Raw genomic sequence first — 14305 nt, forward strand, 5'->3', positions numbered from 1 at the left:
GAGCGCGAATGTCATCCCTAGTGGTCCAATTCTAACGTTCGCATTCCTTTTCGGCGACCTCTTTTGCGAACGTTAGAATTAAAGGACCACTAGCAAGTATTGGATTCTAGTGGAGCTTTGGATTTGACATTCGCTTTGCGAGCCCTTGGCTGGGTGGGTAGCGAATGTCAAATCCGCTCCACTAGAACAGCGATTTGGCTGCAGCCGTCGCCGCGTCGAGCAGCGGGCCCGGATAGACGAAGAAAAGAAGATTGAACAGCCCGGCGACGCCCAGCACCATCGCCTGCTCGCCCGGCATCGGTTCGAAGCTCTTGTGCGGCTCGTCGAAATACATGGTCTTGACGATGGCGAGATAGTAATAGGCGCCGACCACGCTGGTCAGGACGCCGATGACCGCGAGCGCATAGAGCCCGGCATTGATGGCGGCGAGGAAGACGTAGAATTTCGCGAAAAAGCCGGCGAGCGGCGGGATGCCTGCAAGCGAGAACATCAGCATCGCCAGCAGGAACGCCATCATCGGCGAGGTGCGCGCGAGACCCGCGAGATCGGAAATATTCTCCACCATGCCACCGGCGCGCCTCATCGACAGCACGCAGGCGAAAGTGCCGAGCGTCATGGCGACATAGATCGCGATATAGATCAGCACTCCCTGCACGCCTTCCTGGGTGCCGGCCGCGAGACCGACCAGCGCGAAGCCCATATGGCCGATGGAGGAATAGGCCAGCAGCCGTTTGATGTTGGTCTGGCCGATGGCTGCGAACGAGCCGAGCGCCATCGACGCGATGGAGACGAAGACCACGATCTGCTGCCATTGCAACGTGACGGTCGGGAATGCCGTCATGGTTGCGCGCGTGAACACTGCCATCGCCGCCACCTTGGGTGCGGCGGCAAAGAACGCCGTGACCGGCGTCGGCGCGCCCTCATAGACGTCGGGCGTCCACATGTGGAATGGCACCGCCGACACCTTGAAGCACAGGCCCGCCAGCAGGAACACCAGGCCGAAGGTCAGCGCCAGCCCGCCCTGCGGCGCAGCCTGGGCGATGCCGGCGAACGATATCTGCCCCGTCGCGCCATAGATCAGCGAGGCGCCATAGAGCAGCATGCCGGAAGACAGGGCGCCGAGGACGAAATATTTCAGTCCGGCCTCGGTCGACTTCACCGAATCCCGGTCGATGGCGGCGATCACGTAGAGCGACAGGCTCATCAGTTCCAGGCCAAGATAGAGCGCGATCAGATCCGTCGCCGAGATCAGCATGCCCATGCCGGTGGCGGACAGCAGCATGAGGATGGGATATTCGAACTTGCGCATGCCGGCGCGCTTGACGAAGTCGAACGACATCAGGATCGCAGCCGCGGTGCCACCGAAGGCCAGGATTTTCACGAAGCGGGCAAAATCGTCGACCACGAAGCTGCCGCCAAACGTCGACAACCGCCCGGCCGGCAGCAGGACGACCGTCACGGCGGCCATGACCAGAAGCGCGATCGAAAGCGTACTGACAAGAATATTGGTGCGCTCGCCGCCATAGGCGCCAACCATCAGCAGTATCATGGCGCCCACCGCCAGAATGATTTCCGGCAGCGCGGGAATGAGATTGGGAAGCTCGCCGGTCATTGCCTGTTACCTGCGTTGCGCAGTTCTGCCTCGGCTTGTTTGGTCTTGCCGATCGCGGTCTGATATTGCGCCACCAGCGCGTTGACCGACGCCGAAGACATGTCGAGTACCGGCTTCGGCCAGAACCCGAACAGCAGAGTCAGGATCACCAGCGGCGCGAAAATCCCGATCTCGCGATAATCCATATCCTGAATGGATTGCAACTTCGGCTTTTCGAGCTTGCCGAAGATCATCTTGCGATACAGCCACAAGGCGTAGCAGGCCGACAGGATCACGCCCAGGGTAGCGAGCGTCGCAACCTCGACATTGACTTTGAAGGTGCCGAGCAGGGTCAGGAACTCGCCAACGAATCCGGAGGTCCCGGGCAAGCCGACATTGGCCATGGTGAACAGCATGAAAACCGCGGCATAGATCGGCATGCGCTCGACCAGCCCGCCATAGGCCGCAATCTCGCGGGTGTGGATGCGGTCATAGACCACGCCGACACACAGGAACAGCGCACCCGAGACGATACCGTGCGAGATCATCTGGAAGATGCCGCCGCCGATGCCCTGCGCGGTGGCAGCGAAAATGCCCATCGTCACGAAGCCCATATGCGCGACGGACGAATAGGCGATCAGCTTCTTCACGTCCTCCTGCATCAGCGCGACCAGCGAGGTGTAGATGATGGCGATCACGGACAGCGTGAAGATGAAGGGGGTGAAATCCGCCGACGCCAGCGGAAACATCGGCAGCGAGAAGCGCAGGAAGCCGTAACCGCCCATCTTCAGAAGGATGGCTGCGAGCACGACCGATCCCGCGGTCGGCGCCTCCACATGCGCATCGGGCAGCCAGGTATGGACCGGCCACATCGGCATCTTGACGGCGAACGAGGCGAAGAAGGCAAGCCACGCCCAGGTCTGCAATTCCCGCGGGAATTCGTGCTTGAGCAGCACGGTGATGTCGGTGGTGCCGGCGCTCCAGTACATTGCCATGATGGCGAGCAGCATCAGCACCGAGCCGAGCAGCGTGTAGAGGAAGAACTTGAAGCTCGCATAGACCCGGCGCGGACCGCCCCATATCCCGATGATCAGGAACATCGGGATCAGGCCGGCCTCGAAGAACAGATAGAACAGCACGAGATCGAGAGCCGCGAAGGTGCCGACCATCATCGTCTCGAGGACGAGGAAGGCGATCATGTATTCCTTGACGCGGTTCTGCACCGAGTCCCAGCTCGCGATGATGCAGATCGGCATGATCGCGGTGGTCAGGATGATGAGCGGCAGAGAAATGCCGTCGACGCCCATGTGATAGGACGCAATGCCGCCGAGCCAGCGGGTCTTCTCAACGAACTGGAATTCGGCCGAAGCCGGATTGAAACGCCACACCAGGACGAGCGACACCGCGAATGTGATCAGCGTGGTCCAGAGCGCGACCCAGCGTGCGTTGCGCTTCACCGACTCGGTGTCGCCGCGCAGCGCCATGATGAACAGGGCACCGACCAGCGGCAGGAAGGTGGTGACGGAGAGCACGGGCCAGGTGGTCATGTCAGCGCGCTCCCGCGAACATGAACCAGGTGATCAGGAGCGCCGCTCCGATCAGCATGGCGAACGCGTAGTGATAGAGATAGCCGGTCTGAAGCCGCACCACGTTGCGGGTCACGTCCAGCACCCGTGCCGACACGCCATCCGGGCCGAAGCCGTCGATCAGCCAGCCGTCGCCCCGCTTCCAGAGCGTATACCCAAGCCACTTGGCCGGCCGCACGAAGATGAAGTCGTACAATTCGTCGAAATACCACTTGTTGAGCAGGAAGCGGTACAGCAGCTGGTGGTCGCGCGCGAGCTTCACCGGGAGCGACGGATCGCGCAGATAGAATTGTGCAGCGATCAGGAAACCGACCACCATCATCACGAACGGCGATGCCTTCACCCAGAACGGCACGTGATGGATGGCATCGATGATCTTGTCGCTCTGCGCGATCGATTGCCGGAAGAAGTCCTGCACATGGTGGCCGGCGAAATATTCGTAGAAGGGATAGCCGGCCAGGATCGAGCCTGCGGCGAGTCCATATAGCGGCACCATCATCACCAGCGGGCTCTCATGCGCGGCATCATAGTGATGACGATCATGCGGCTTGCCGAAGAAGGTCTTGAAGATCAGGCGCCACGAATAGAACGAGGTCAGCAACGCCGCGAACACGGTGCAGGCGAACGCATAGGGCGCGAACGGATTGGTGCCCGCATAGGCCGCTTCGATGATCGCGTCCTTGGAGAAATAGCCAGCCGTGAGCGGGAACCCGGTGAGCGCCAGCGTTCCGATCACCATCAGCCAGAAGGTTTGCGGGATTTTCTTGCGCAGGCCTCCCATGTTGCGGATGTCCTGCTCGTGATGCATCGCGTGGATGACCGAGCCTGACCCTAAGAACAGGAGCGCCTTGAAGAAAGCGTGGGTGAACAGGTGGTACATCCCGACCGAATAGGCGCCCACGCCCATCGCGACGAACATGTAGCCGAGCTGCGAGCAGGTGGAATAGGCGACGATGCGCTTGATGTCGTTCTGGACGAGACCCACGGTCGCGGCGAACATCGCGGTGGTGGCACCGACCAGCGTCACCACCATCAGCGCAACCGGCGCCAGTTCGAACAAAGGCGACAGCCGCGCTACCATGAACACGCCGGCGGTCACCATGGTCGCGGCGTGGATCAGCGCCGAAACCGGGGTCGGCCCCTCCATCGCGTCCGGCAGCCAGGTATGCAGCAGGAATTGCGCCGACTTTCCCATCGCGCCCATGAACAGCATCAGGCAGATGAGAGTCAGCGCGTCGGCGTGCCAGCCGAAGAAATCGATGGTCTTGCCGGTCAGCGACGGCGCCTGCGCGAACACGGTGTCGAAATCGATCGCGTTCGTCATCATGAAGACGGCGAAAATGCCGATCGCGAAGCCGAAATCGCCGACCCGGTTGACGACGAAGGCCTTGATCGCGGCGGCGTTCGCTTCGGGTTTCTGGTACCAGAATCCGATCAGCAGATAGCTTGCGAGGCCGACGCCCTCCCAGCCGAAGAACAGCTGCGCCAGATTGTCGGCGGTCACGAGCGAGAGCATCGCGAAGGTGAACAGTGACAGATAGGCGAAGAAGCGCTGGCGGTGCGGGTCTTCGTGCATGTAGCCGATCGAATACAGATGCACGAGCGCGGATACCGTTGTCACCACGACCAGCATCACCGCGGTGAGCGCGTCGATCCGCAGCGCCCAGTCGACCTTCAAATCGCCGGACTGCATCCAGGTGAACAGCACGATGCGCTCGTCGACATGGCCGAAGCCGACGCGCGCAAACGCGATCCAGGACAGGATCGCGGAGACGAACAGGAACAGCGTGGTGATCAGTTCGGCCGGACGCGCGCCGATCAGCCGGCCGAACAGGCCGGCGATCAGGGCGCCCAGCAGCGGGAGAAAGACGATCGCCTGATACATCGCTCAGTGTTCCATGCGCATGATCTGGTCCGAAAACCGCCGCCCACGTTTCGGGATCATGCGCTCAGCCCTTCATCAGGTTGACGTCTTCGACCGCGATCGAGCCGCGATTGCGGAAATAGACCACCAGAATGGCGAGCCCGATGGCCGCTTCGGCCGCCGCCACGGTGAGAATGAGCAGCGCGAAAATCTGGCCCGCGATGTCGCCCATGAAGCTCGAGAACGCGACGAAGTTGATGTTGACCGACAAAAGGATCAGCTCGATCGACATCAGGATGATGATGATGTTCTTGCGGTTCAGGAAAATGCCGAAAATCCCGAGCGTGAACAGGATCGCAGCGACCGAGAGATAATGACCGAGCCCGATAACCATTATTGCAGCCCCTGCCCCGGCTGGACCTTGACCACTTCGATCGCGGTCGCAGGTGTGCGCGCGACCTGGTCCGAGATGTTCTGGCGCTTGACGCCTTCCTTGTGGCGCAGCGTCAGCACGATCGCGCCGATCATGGCGACCAGCAGCACGAGGCCGGCCGCCTGGAAATAGTAGATATATTTCGTGTAGAGCACGAGGCCGATGGCTTCGGTGTTCGACACATCGGTCGGCGTCGGCGCGGCCACCACGCGTGGTGTGCCACCCCCGATGGTCCATGCGCCTACCACCAGCAGAATCTCGGCCAGCAGCACGATACCGACCAGCGCACCCACCGGGAGATATTGCAGAAAGCCCTCGCGCAATTCGGCGAAGTCGACGTCGAGCATCATCACCACGAACAGGAACAGCACCGCGACCGCGCCGACGTAAACCACGACCAGAATCATCGCCAGGAATTCGGCACCCAGCAGCAGGAACAGGCCCGCCGCATTGACGAAGGCGAGGATCAGGAACAGGACCGAATGCACGGGATTGCGCGAAGCGATCACCATCAGCGCAGAGGCGATGCAGATGGCGGAAAACAGATAGAAGAACAGGGCGGCGATCATGAAGGAAGCCTCTCGGCTTGCGCAGGTGCGTTCCCTCCCCCCTTGCGGGGGCGCGCTAGGGAGGGGGGTAAATCGAAAAACGATACTTCAGGAAGGACAACCCCCTTCCGGCGCACTTCGCGCGCCGACCTCCCCCGCAAGGGGGGAGGTGAGACGGAGTGTGTGGCGGCGTCAGCGAGCATCGTCATCTGTTACCGGTACGGCGCATCCAGCCTGATATTCTGCGCGATTTCCCGCTCCCAGCGATCGCCGTTCGCGAGCAGGCGTTCCTTGTCGTAGAACAGTTCCTCGCGGGTCTCGGTCGCGAATTCGAAATTCGGCCCCTCGACGATCGCATCGACCGGACAGGCCTCCTGACACAGTCCGCAATAGATGCACTTGACCATGTCGATGTCGTAGCGCGTGGTGCGGCGCGTGCCGTCGTTCCGGCGCGGTCCGGCCTCGATGGTGATCGCCTGTGCCGGGCAGATCGCCTCGCACAGCTTGCAGGCGATACAGCGCTCCTCGCCGTTGGGATAGCGGCGCAACGCATGCTCGCCGCGAAAGCGCGGCGAGATCGGGCCCTTTTCGAACGGGTAATTCAGCGTCGGCTTCGGTTTGAAGAAATAGCGCATGCCGAGGACGAAGGCCTGGATGAACTCCGTCAGAAAAACCGAACGTGCTGCCTGATCGAGCCGCATGGTTCTATCCTCTGCCTGTCGGCCGCCCGGCGAGCGGCACTACGCGATCAGCCATGACCCAACCCAATATCCGACGATGGCGAACACCGTTGCCTCGATCGCCACGACGATCCATCGCAACGCGAGGATCTTGCGTTCCAGTACGGCGCGATCCGCCTGATTTTCGGAGCGATCCAGAGCGCGCAGCCGCTCGGCTACGGCGGAGACAACCAGCAGCGCGCTGATGACACCAAACACCGCACCGATTGCCGCGCCTGCGAGTGCCGCTGTCGACAGGTTCATGATCACGCTCGCTCATTTCGGCGCCAGGCCTCCGAATTGAAGCACGGCGGCGACGATCACGACCATCGCGAGCGATAGCGGAAGAAACACCTTCCAGCCGAGCCGCATCAACTGATCGTAGCGATAGCGCGGCACGATCGCCTTTACCATCGCGAACAGGAAGAACATGAACAGGCACTTGAGCGTGAACCAGACCACGCCCGGCACCCAGGTGAAGGGCGCGACATTCACCGGTGGCAGCCAGCCGCCGAGGAACAGGATCGTACCCATCGCGCACATGGTGGCGATGGCGACATACTCGCCCAGCATGAACATCATGTACGGGGTCGATCCGTACTCGACCATGAATCCGGCCACCAGTTCGGATTCGGCTTCCACCAGGTCGAATGGCGGACGGTTGGTCTCCGCCAGCGCCGACACAAAGAAGATCACGAACATCGGCAGCAGCGGCAGCCAGAACCAGTTGAAGAGGCCGTAACTGCCATTCTGCGCGTTGACGATGTCGGTCAGGTTGAGCGAGCCGACACAGAGCAGCACCGTGATGATCACGAAGCCGATCGAGACTTCGTAGGACACCATCTGCGCCGCCGAGCGAAGGGAGGCGAGGAACGGATACTTGGAGTTCGACGCCCAGCCTCCCATGATGATGCCATAGACGCCGAGCGAGGAGATCGCAAAAATGTAGAGGATGCCGACATTGATGTCGGCGATCACCCAGCCCGCACTGACCGGTATGACCGCCCAGGCCGCCAGCGACAGCACGCAGGTGACGAGCGGCGCGAGCAGGAAGATGCCCTTGTTGGCGCCGGCCGGGATCACCGGCTCTTTCAGGACGAATTTCAGCAGGTCGGCGAAGGACTGAAAAAGCCCGTATGGTCCAACCACGTTCGGACCGCGCCGGATCTGCACCGCCGCCCAGATCTTGCGGTCCGCGAGCAGGATGTAGGCGATGGCGACGAGCAGGATCACCATCAGTAGCAGACTCTGCGCGACAATGATGATCAGCGGCCAGAGATATGCCCAGAAGAAGTCCGTCATGCGCAGCACTCCGGCAGGGCAATGATCCGCTCGTCCCCGCGAAGGCGGGGACCCAGAATCCAAGCACTGGATTCCCGCCTTCGCGGGAATGAGCGGAGTTTGTGGATGGCCCCTGCCCTCATCACATCACTCCGCCGCCGTCATGGTGCGCTGCTCGGCGAGCGCCGAGCATTCCGCCATCACCGCGCTGGCGCGCGCGATCGGATTGGTGAGGTAGAAGTCGTCAATGACCGAGACGAACGGTGTCTTTTCGGGCGCGCCCGCCAATTGCGCAAGCCGGCGCAGGTCGGCTCCGTCGCCGGCAGCGATTTCGCCGATCCGCTGCAGATGCGGATGCGCGGAGAACAGAGCCTGCCGCAACTGCGCAAGCGAATCATAGGGAAGGCGCGCGCCGAGCTGGTCCGACAACGCACGCAGGATCGCCCAGTCCTCCCGCGCATCACCTGGCGGGAAGGCGGCGCGCGCCGCCATCTGTACCCGCCCCTCGGTGTTGACATAGAGGCCGGATTTTTCCGGGTAGGCCGCGCCCGGAAGGATCACGTCAGCCCGGTGCGCACCGGCATCCCCATGGGTACCGATATAGATCACAAAGGGCCCACGTTCGACATCGACCTCGTCGGCGCCCAGCGAGAACAGCACGTCGATGTCGCCCGCGGCCATCTGCAATGCGGTCTTGGCGTTCTCACCGGGCACGAATCCGACATCGAGAGCGCCGACCCGCGACGCCGCATAATGCAGCACCGAAAAGCCATTCCACAGATCGGAGACGGCGCCGATTTCGACTGCAACGCGAGCTGCCAGCGCCGCAACCCGCGCGCCGTCGTTGCGCGTGAAGATCGAGGCGCCGACCAGCACCAGCGGCCGCTCCGCCTTGTACAGGATGTCCGCATAGTCGCCCTTGCCCTCCGCAAGCGCTGCAAGCGACTCGGGTCCGGCGCCGATGTGATGATAGGGATAGGTCAGGTCGACCCGCTCGCCGATCAGCGAGATCGGGAAATGACCCATGCGCCAGCGCTTGCGGATGCGCGCGTTGATGATCGCGGCCTCCTTGCGCGGGTTGGAGCCAACGATCAGCAGCGCGTCGGCCTGCTCGATTCCCGGGATCGTCGCGTTGAACAGATAGGCGGCACGGCCCCAGCGCGGGTCGATCATCGAGCCGCGCTGACGCGCGTCGATATTCTTCGAGCCGAGCCGCAGCATCAGGTCCTTCAGCGCGTACATCTCCTCGACCGCACACAGGTCGCCGGCGATCGCGCCGATTCTGTCGGGCTTCGTGCCCTTCACCTTTTGCGCTATTGCAGCAAGCGCCTCGTTCCACGTTGCCGGACGCAGCCGCCCGTTCTCGCGAATGTATGGCGAGTCGAGCCGCTGCGCGCGCAACCCGTCGACGACATGACGGGTCTTGTCGGAAATCCATTCCTCGTTCACGTCCTCGTTGATGCGCGGCAGGATGCGCATCACTTCGCGCCCGCGGGTGTCGATGCGGATCGCCGAGCCGACCGCATCCATCACGTCGATCGACTCGGTCTTGTTCAGTTCCCAGGGCCGCGCGGTGAACGCGTAGGGCTTGGAGGTGAGCGCGCCGACCGGGCAAAGATCGACCACGTTGCTTTGCAGCTCCGAGGTCATCGCCTGTTCGAGATAGGTGGTGATCTCCATGTCCTCGCCGCGACCGATGGCGCCGAGCTCCGGCACGCCGGCAACCTCGGTCGCGAACCGGATGCAGCGCGTGCAATGGATGCAGCGATTCATCGAGGTCTTGACCAGGACCCCGATATACTTGTCCTCGACCGCGCGCTTGTTCTCCCAGTAGCGCGAGGTATCGACGCCATAGGCCATGGCCTGGTCCTGCAGATCGCATTCGCCGCCCTGGTCGCAGATCGGGCAGTCCAGCGGATGGTTGATGAGCAGGAATTCCATCACGCCTTCGCGCGCTTTTTTCACCATCGCGGTGCGGGTATTGACGACCGGCGGCTCGCCGTTCGGGCCGGGACGGCAGTCGCGCACGGCCCAGGCGCAGGAGGCGACCGGCTTCGGCGAGCCCTTCAGTTCGACAAGGCACATGCGGCAATTGCCGGCGATCGACAGCCGCTCATGGAAGCAGAAGCGCGGAATTTCCGCGCCCGCCTGCTCGCAGGCCTGCAGCAGCGTGTATTCCGGCGGGACGTCGATCTCGATGCCGTCGACCACGAGCTTGGTCATCGTATGCACTCCTGCGGCATCACGGTTCCCGTCGCCATCCCGTGCCTCACGCCTTCTTCAACCGGCACGCGGGCGGCGTGACGCCGTTCGCTTCCATCACTGCCTTCACGAAATCGATGCTGCGCCCCCCGAACGTATCGAGAAATCCCGGATCGCTCGCCAGCGTTTCGCACAGGAACGGCAGATGCGCCCTGATTTCGTAGGCGCAGGACTTTCGCCATTCCTGCTGGTTCGGGAATGCGCTCATCACCTCGTCGCAGGCATAGAGCAGATACGACACGAAGGACTTGTAGCGCTCGAACAGTGCCGGTTCGCCGGATTTCAGCTTGTCGAGGTCGGGCAGCGCATATTCCGGATGTTTGAAGTTCAGGTCGGTATAGGCCAGATAGACCTGCCGTGCGCCGGTGGCGCGATTGTTGTGCCGGATCTCGCTGAGTTGCAGCAGCACCGCGGCAAAGCCGACCAGCGCGAAGACCGCCGACGCGATCTGCGCGATGTTGCCGTATCGCTGCCACCACTGGATGTCGGGCGCGGGCATCGGTCATCACTCCGCCGCCACCCTGACCGGATCGGAATGCGGATTGGCCGCATAGGCATCGATCCGTTCCTCGATTTCGTGACGGAAATGCGCGATCAGGCCCTGGATCGGCCAGGCGGCGGCGTCGCCGAGCGCGCAGATGGTGTGGCCCTCGACCTGCTTCGTGACATCGAGAAGCTGGTCGATCTCGCGCTTCTGCGCGCGGCCTTCGGCCATGCGAGAGAGTACGCGCCACATCCAGCCGGTGCCCTCACGGCAGGGCGTGCACTGGCCGCAGCTCTCGTGCTTGTAGAAATAAGAGAGGCGCGCGACCGCGCGGATCAGGTCGGTGGACTTGTCCATCACGATCACCGCCGCGGTGCCGAGCCCGGATTTCAGCTTCGCGAGCGAGTCGAAATCCATCGGGCAGTCGATGATCTGCGCGGCCGGCACCATCCGTACCGATGAGCCGCCCGGGATCACCGCCTTCAGATTGTCCCAGCCGCCGCGAATGCCGCCCGCATGCTTCTCGATCAGCTCCCGGAACGGGATGCTCATCGCCTCTTCCACGTTGCAGGGCCGGTTCACATGGCCCGAGATGCAGAACAGCTTGGTGCCGACATTGTTGGGAGCGCCGAAAGAGGCGAACCAGGCCGCGCCGCGGCGCATGATGTCGGGCGCGACCGCGATCGACTCCACGTTGTTCACCGTGGTCGGGCAGCCATAGAGCCCGACATTGGCGGGGAATGGCGGCTTCAGCCGCGGCATGCCCTTCTTGCCTTCGAGGCTCTCCAGCAGCGCGGTTTCCTCGCCGCAGATATAGGCGCCGGCGCCGTGATGGACGTAGACGTCGAAGTCGTAGCCGTTGACGTTGTTCTTCCCGATCAGCTTCGCCTCATAGGCCTGATCGATCGCGGCCTGCAGACGCTCGCGCTCGCGGACGAACTCGCCGCGCACATAGATGTAGGCCGCAACCGCGCCCATGGCGAAGCCGGCGATCAGGCAGCCCTCGACGAGAAGATGCGGATCATGCCGCATGATCTCGCGGTCCTTGCAGGTGCCGGGCTCGGACTCGTCGGCATTGACCACCAGATAGCTCGGGCGGCCGTCCTTTGATTCCTTCGGCATGAACGACCATTTCATGCCGGTCGGGAAGCCCGCGCCGCCGCGCCCGCGCAGGCCTGAGGCTTTCATCTCGTTGATGATGCCGTCGCGGCCACGTTCCAGGATCTGCCTGGTGCCGTCCCAGGCGCCGCGCTGACGTGCGCCCTTGAGGCCCCAGTCGTGCTGGCCATAGAGATTCTTGAAGATGCGATCCTTGTCAGCCAGCATGGTTCAGTCGCCCGGTTTCTCGCCGACGCCGCTTGCGGGCCGCCAGCCGCTTGCGAGCTTCCTGCCCTGCTCGATCCACTTGTCGCGCACCGCGCGGCCCTTGAAGCCTTCGAGGTTCTGGTCGACCCAGCGCAGATTCATCTCGGTCCAGGATGCGACCTGATCGAAGTGGAACACGCCCATCCGGTGCAGCATCGCTTCGAGCTTGGGCCCGACGCCCCAGATCAGTTTCAGATCGTCGGCCACACCGCCACGCGCTTCGGCAAGCAAGGTCGGCTTGTGCGCGTCGGACACCGGCGCATCGTCGGTCAGCGCCTTTTCGGTCGCTCTTGCGGATATGCCGTCCTTCGCGGCGGTCTTCACCAGCGTGTCGACATTCGCGGGCGCCTCGCGCTGGTTGGCCTCGGCGGTCGGCTTTTTCGGTGCGGCATCGGTCAGCGGTTCGGCCGCCGCGATGCCGCCGCTGCCGCTGATCGAGGGCGAGTCGAGCAGCGTGGTCGGACCGCCTTCGGGAGCAGAGTATTGCCGGTCGATCTGCGGGCCGGGCTTCACCTCTTTGCCGGCGGCGAGGTCGTCGAGGATCTTCGTCAGGATTTCCGGGGTCAGGTCCTCGTAGAAATCGTAGTTGATCTGCGCCATCGGCGCGTTCACGCAGGCGCCGAGGCATTCGACCTCGACCCATGACAGCGCACCATCCGGCGTCACGTCGAACTGGTGTCCGATGCGCTTCTCGCAGACATGGATCAGGTCTTCGGCGCCGCGCAGCCGGCACGGCGTGGTGCCGCAGAGCTGCACGTGGAAGCGGCCGACCGGCGCGAGGTTGAACATGGTGTAGAAGGTCGCGATCTCCATGACGCGGATATGCGCCATGTCCAACAAGTCCGCGACATAGCGGATCGCGGCTTCCGGCACCCAGCCGCCGGCCTGCTCCTGCGCTTTCCACAGAAGCGGGATCACGGCGGATGCCTGACGGCCGTCGGGATATTTCGTGAGCTGCCCGCGCGCCCATTCGAGATTTTCGGGCGTGAAGGCGAAATCCTTCAGCTGCAATTCTTTCGGGGCAAGACGACGAACGGCCATCAGCGATCGACCTCCCCGAACACGATGTCGATCGAACCGAGGATGGCCGAGACGTCAGCCAGCATGTGGCCCTTGCAGAGAAAATCCATCGCCTGCAGATGCGCGAAGCCGGGCGCGCGGATCTTGCACTTGTATGGCTTGTTGGTGCCGTCGGAGACAAGGTAGACGCCAAACTCGCCCTTCGGCGCTTCAACAGCAGCGTACACCTCTCCCGCCGGCACGTGAAAGCCTTCGGTATAAAGCTTGAAGTGGTGGATCAGCGCTTCCATCGAACGCTTCATCTCGCCCCGCTTCGGCGGCACCACCTTCTGATCATCGGCCGAGACGCGGCCCTTGCCTTCCGGTGCATTCAACAGCGCGATGCACTGCTTCATGATCCGCACCGACTGGCGCATCTCTTCCATGCGGATCAGGTAACGGTCGTAGCAGTCGCCGTTCTTGCCGATCGGAATGTCGAAATCCATCTCGGCATAGCATTCGTAGGGCTGGTTCTTGCGCAGATCCCATACCGCGCCCGAGCCGCGCACCATCACCCCGGAGAAGCCCCACTTCCACGCGTCCTCCAGCGACACCACTCCGATATCGACATTGCGCTGCTTGAAGATTCGGTTGCCGGTGAGCAGCGCGTCGATGTCGTCGACCGTCTTCAGGAACGGATCGCACCACGCCTCGATGTCGTCGATCAGTTTCTGCGGCAGGTCCTGATGCACGCCGCCGACGCGGAAATAGGCCGCATGCATGCGCGAACCGGACGCGCGCTCGTAGAACACCATGAGCTGCTCGCGCGGTTCGAAGCCCCAGAGCGGCGGCGTCAGCGCGCCCACGTCCATCGCCTGCGTGGTGACGTTGAGCAGATGCGACAGGATGCGCCCGATCTCACAATAGAGTACGCGGATGAGTTGGCCGCGGCGCGGTACTTCCAGACCGAGAAGCTTTTCCGCCGCGAGGCAGAAGGCATGCTCCTGGTTCATCGGCGCGACATAGTCGAGCCGGTCGAAATACGGGATCGCCTGCAGATAGGTCTTCTGCTCGATCAGTTTCTCGGTGCCGCGGTGCAAGAGCCCGATATGCGGTTCGACGCGGTCGACGAGTTCGCCGTCCAGCTCGAGCACCAGCCGCTGCACGCCGTGC

Annotated in this window: 13 protein-coding genes; all 13 read right to left on the reverse strand. The window is 62.8% G+C overall.

Going from position 1 to position 14305, the window contains the following annotated elements; translation table 11 throughout:
* Nucleotides 1-181: 181 nt before the first annotated feature.
* Nucleotides 182-1612, reverse strand: a complete 1431-nt coding sequence (gene nuoN / locus AB7F49_RS32985; RefSeq protein ID WP_428530155.1) for an NADH-quinone oxidoreductase subunit NuoN — start codon at nucleotides 1610-1612, stop codon at nucleotides 182-184.
* Nucleotides 1609-3138 carry an NADH-quinone oxidoreductase subunit M gene (locus AB7F49_RS32990; protein ID WP_428530157.1) on the reverse strand — a complete coding sequence of 510 codons (1530 nt, stop codon included), beginning with the start codon at nucleotides 3136-3138 and terminating at the stop codon, nucleotides 1609-1611. The genes nuoN and AB7F49_RS32990 overlap by 4 nt, the downstream gene beginning before the upstream one ends.
* 1 nt (nucleotide 3139) lies before the next feature.
* Nucleotides 3140-5062 (reverse strand): NADH-quinone oxidoreductase subunit L, encoded by a 1923-nt coding sequence (nuoL, locus tag AB7F49_RS32995; protein WP_428530159.1) that lies wholly within the window; start codon nucleotides 5060-5062, stop codon nucleotides 3140-3142.
* A gap of 64 nt (nucleotides 5063-5126) precedes the next feature.
* Nucleotides 5127-5435, reverse strand: a complete 309-nt coding sequence (gene nuoK, locus AB7F49_RS33000) for an NADH-quinone oxidoreductase subunit NuoK (protein ID WP_428530161.1) — start codon at nucleotides 5433-5435, stop codon at nucleotides 5127-5129.
* On the reverse strand, nucleotides 5435-6043 hold the full coding sequence (locus AB7F49_RS33005; RefSeq protein ID WP_428530163.1) for an NADH-quinone oxidoreductase subunit J: 609 nt from the start codon (nucleotides 6041-6043) through the stop codon (nucleotides 5435-5437). Before AB7F49_RS33005 ends, nuoK begins: the two co-directional genes overlap by 1 nt.
* Nucleotides 6044-6234: 191 nt before the next feature.
* Nucleotides 6235-6723 carry an NADH-quinone oxidoreductase subunit NuoI gene (nuoI, locus tag AB7F49_RS33010; RefSeq protein WP_428530165.1) on the reverse strand — a complete coding sequence of 163 codons (489 nt, stop codon included), beginning with the start codon at nucleotides 6721-6723 and terminating at the stop codon, nucleotides 6235-6237.
* 39 nt (nucleotides 6724-6762) lie between these two features.
* Entirely contained in the window at nucleotides 6763-7005 is a 243-nt protein-coding gene (locus AB7F49_RS33015) for a hypothetical protein (RefSeq protein ID WP_428530167.1), read from the reverse strand.
* 12 nt (nucleotides 7006-7017) lie between these two features.
* Nucleotides 7018-8043, reverse strand: coding sequence for an NADH-quinone oxidoreductase subunit NuoH (nuoH, locus tag AB7F49_RS33020; RefSeq protein WP_428530169.1), 1026 nt, complete (start codon nucleotides 8041-8043; stop codon nucleotides 7018-7020).
* A gap of 126 nt (nucleotides 8044-8169) precedes the next feature.
* The gene (nuoG, locus tag AB7F49_RS33025) at nucleotides 8170-10245 is read right to left on the reverse strand and encodes an NADH-quinone oxidoreductase subunit NuoG (protein ID WP_428530171.1); all 2076 of its coding nucleotides are present in this window, start codon (nucleotides 10243-10245) and stop codon (nucleotides 8170-8172) included.
* Nucleotides 10246-10291: 46 nt separating this feature from the next.
* Nucleotides 10292-10783: a hypothetical protein gene (locus AB7F49_RS33030; protein ID WP_428530173.1), complete on the reverse strand. Its 492-nt coding sequence runs from the start codon at nucleotides 10781-10783 to the stop codon at nucleotides 10292-10294.
* Between the two features lie 6 nt (nucleotides 10784-10789).
* On the reverse strand, nucleotides 10790-12094 hold the full coding sequence (gene nuoF, locus AB7F49_RS33035; protein ID WP_428530176.1) for an NADH-quinone oxidoreductase subunit NuoF: 1305 nt from the start codon (nucleotides 12092-12094) through the stop codon (nucleotides 10790-10792).
* A 3-nt stretch (nucleotides 12095-12097) separates the two neighbouring features.
* Nucleotides 12098-13174, reverse strand: a complete 1077-nt coding sequence (gene nuoE / locus AB7F49_RS33040) for an NADH-quinone oxidoreductase subunit NuoE (protein ID WP_428530178.1) — start codon at nucleotides 13172-13174, stop codon at nucleotides 12098-12100.
* Nucleotides 13174-14305 (reverse strand): NADH-quinone oxidoreductase subunit D (locus tag AB7F49_RS33045; protein WP_428530180.1); only part of this gene is annotated, 1132 nt, incomplete at its 5' end. The genes nuoE and AB7F49_RS33045, both read right to left, overlap by 1 nt.

Source organism: Pseudorhodoplanes sp. (assembly GCF_050250235.1).
Classification (GTDB): domain Bacteria; phylum Pseudomonadota; class Alphaproteobacteria; order Rhizobiales; family Xanthobacteraceae; genus Pseudorhodoplanes.

Bases quoted from the DNA above. Each gene is read 5' to 3' on its own strand.
- AB7F49_RS32990 (WP_428530157.1), bottom strand. From the start codon at position 3,138: ATGACCACCTGGCCCGTGCTCTCCGTCACCACCTTCCTGCCGCTGGTC.
- AB7F49_RS33015 (WP_428530167.1), bottom strand. From the start codon at position 7,005: ATGAACCTGTCGACAGCGGCACTCGCAGGCGCGGCAATCGGTGCGGTG.
- nuoH (WP_428530169.1), bottom strand. From the start codon at position 8,043: ATGACGGACTTCTTCTGGGCATATCTCTGGCCGCTGATCATCATTGTC.
- nuoI (WP_428530165.1), bottom strand. From the start codon at position 6,723: ATGCGGCTCGATCAGGCAGCACGTTCGGTTTTTCTGACGGAGTTCATC.
- nuoF (WP_428530176.1), bottom strand. From the start codon at position 12,094: ATGCTGGCTGACAAGGATCGCATCTTCAAGAATCTCTATGGCCAGCAC.
- nuoK (WP_428530161.1), bottom strand. From the start codon at position 5,435: ATGGTTATCGGGCTCGGTCATTATCTCTCGGTCGCTGCGATCCTGTTC.
- AB7F49_RS33005 (WP_428530163.1), bottom strand. From the start codon at position 6,043: ATGATCGCCGCCCTGTTCTTCTATCTGTTTTCCGCCATCTGCATCGCC.
- nuoG (WP_428530171.1), bottom strand. From the start codon at position 10,245: ATGACCAAGCTCGTGGTCGACGGCATCGAGATCGACGTCCCGCCGGAA.
- nuoE (WP_428530178.1), bottom strand. From the start codon at position 13,174: ATGGCCGTTCGTCGTCTTGCCCCGAAAGAATTGCAGCTGAAGGATTTC.
- AB7F49_RS33030 (WP_428530173.1), bottom strand. From the start codon at position 10,783: ATGCCCGCGCCCGACATCCAGTGGTGGCAGCGATACGGCAACATCGCG.
- nuoL (WP_428530159.1), bottom strand. From the start codon at position 5,062: ATGTATCAGGCGATCGTCTTTCTCCCGCTGCTGGGCGCCCTGATCGCC.
- nuoN (WP_428530155.1), bottom strand. From the start codon at position 1,612: ATGACCGGCGAGCTTCCCAATCTCATTCCCGCGCTGCCGGAAATCATT.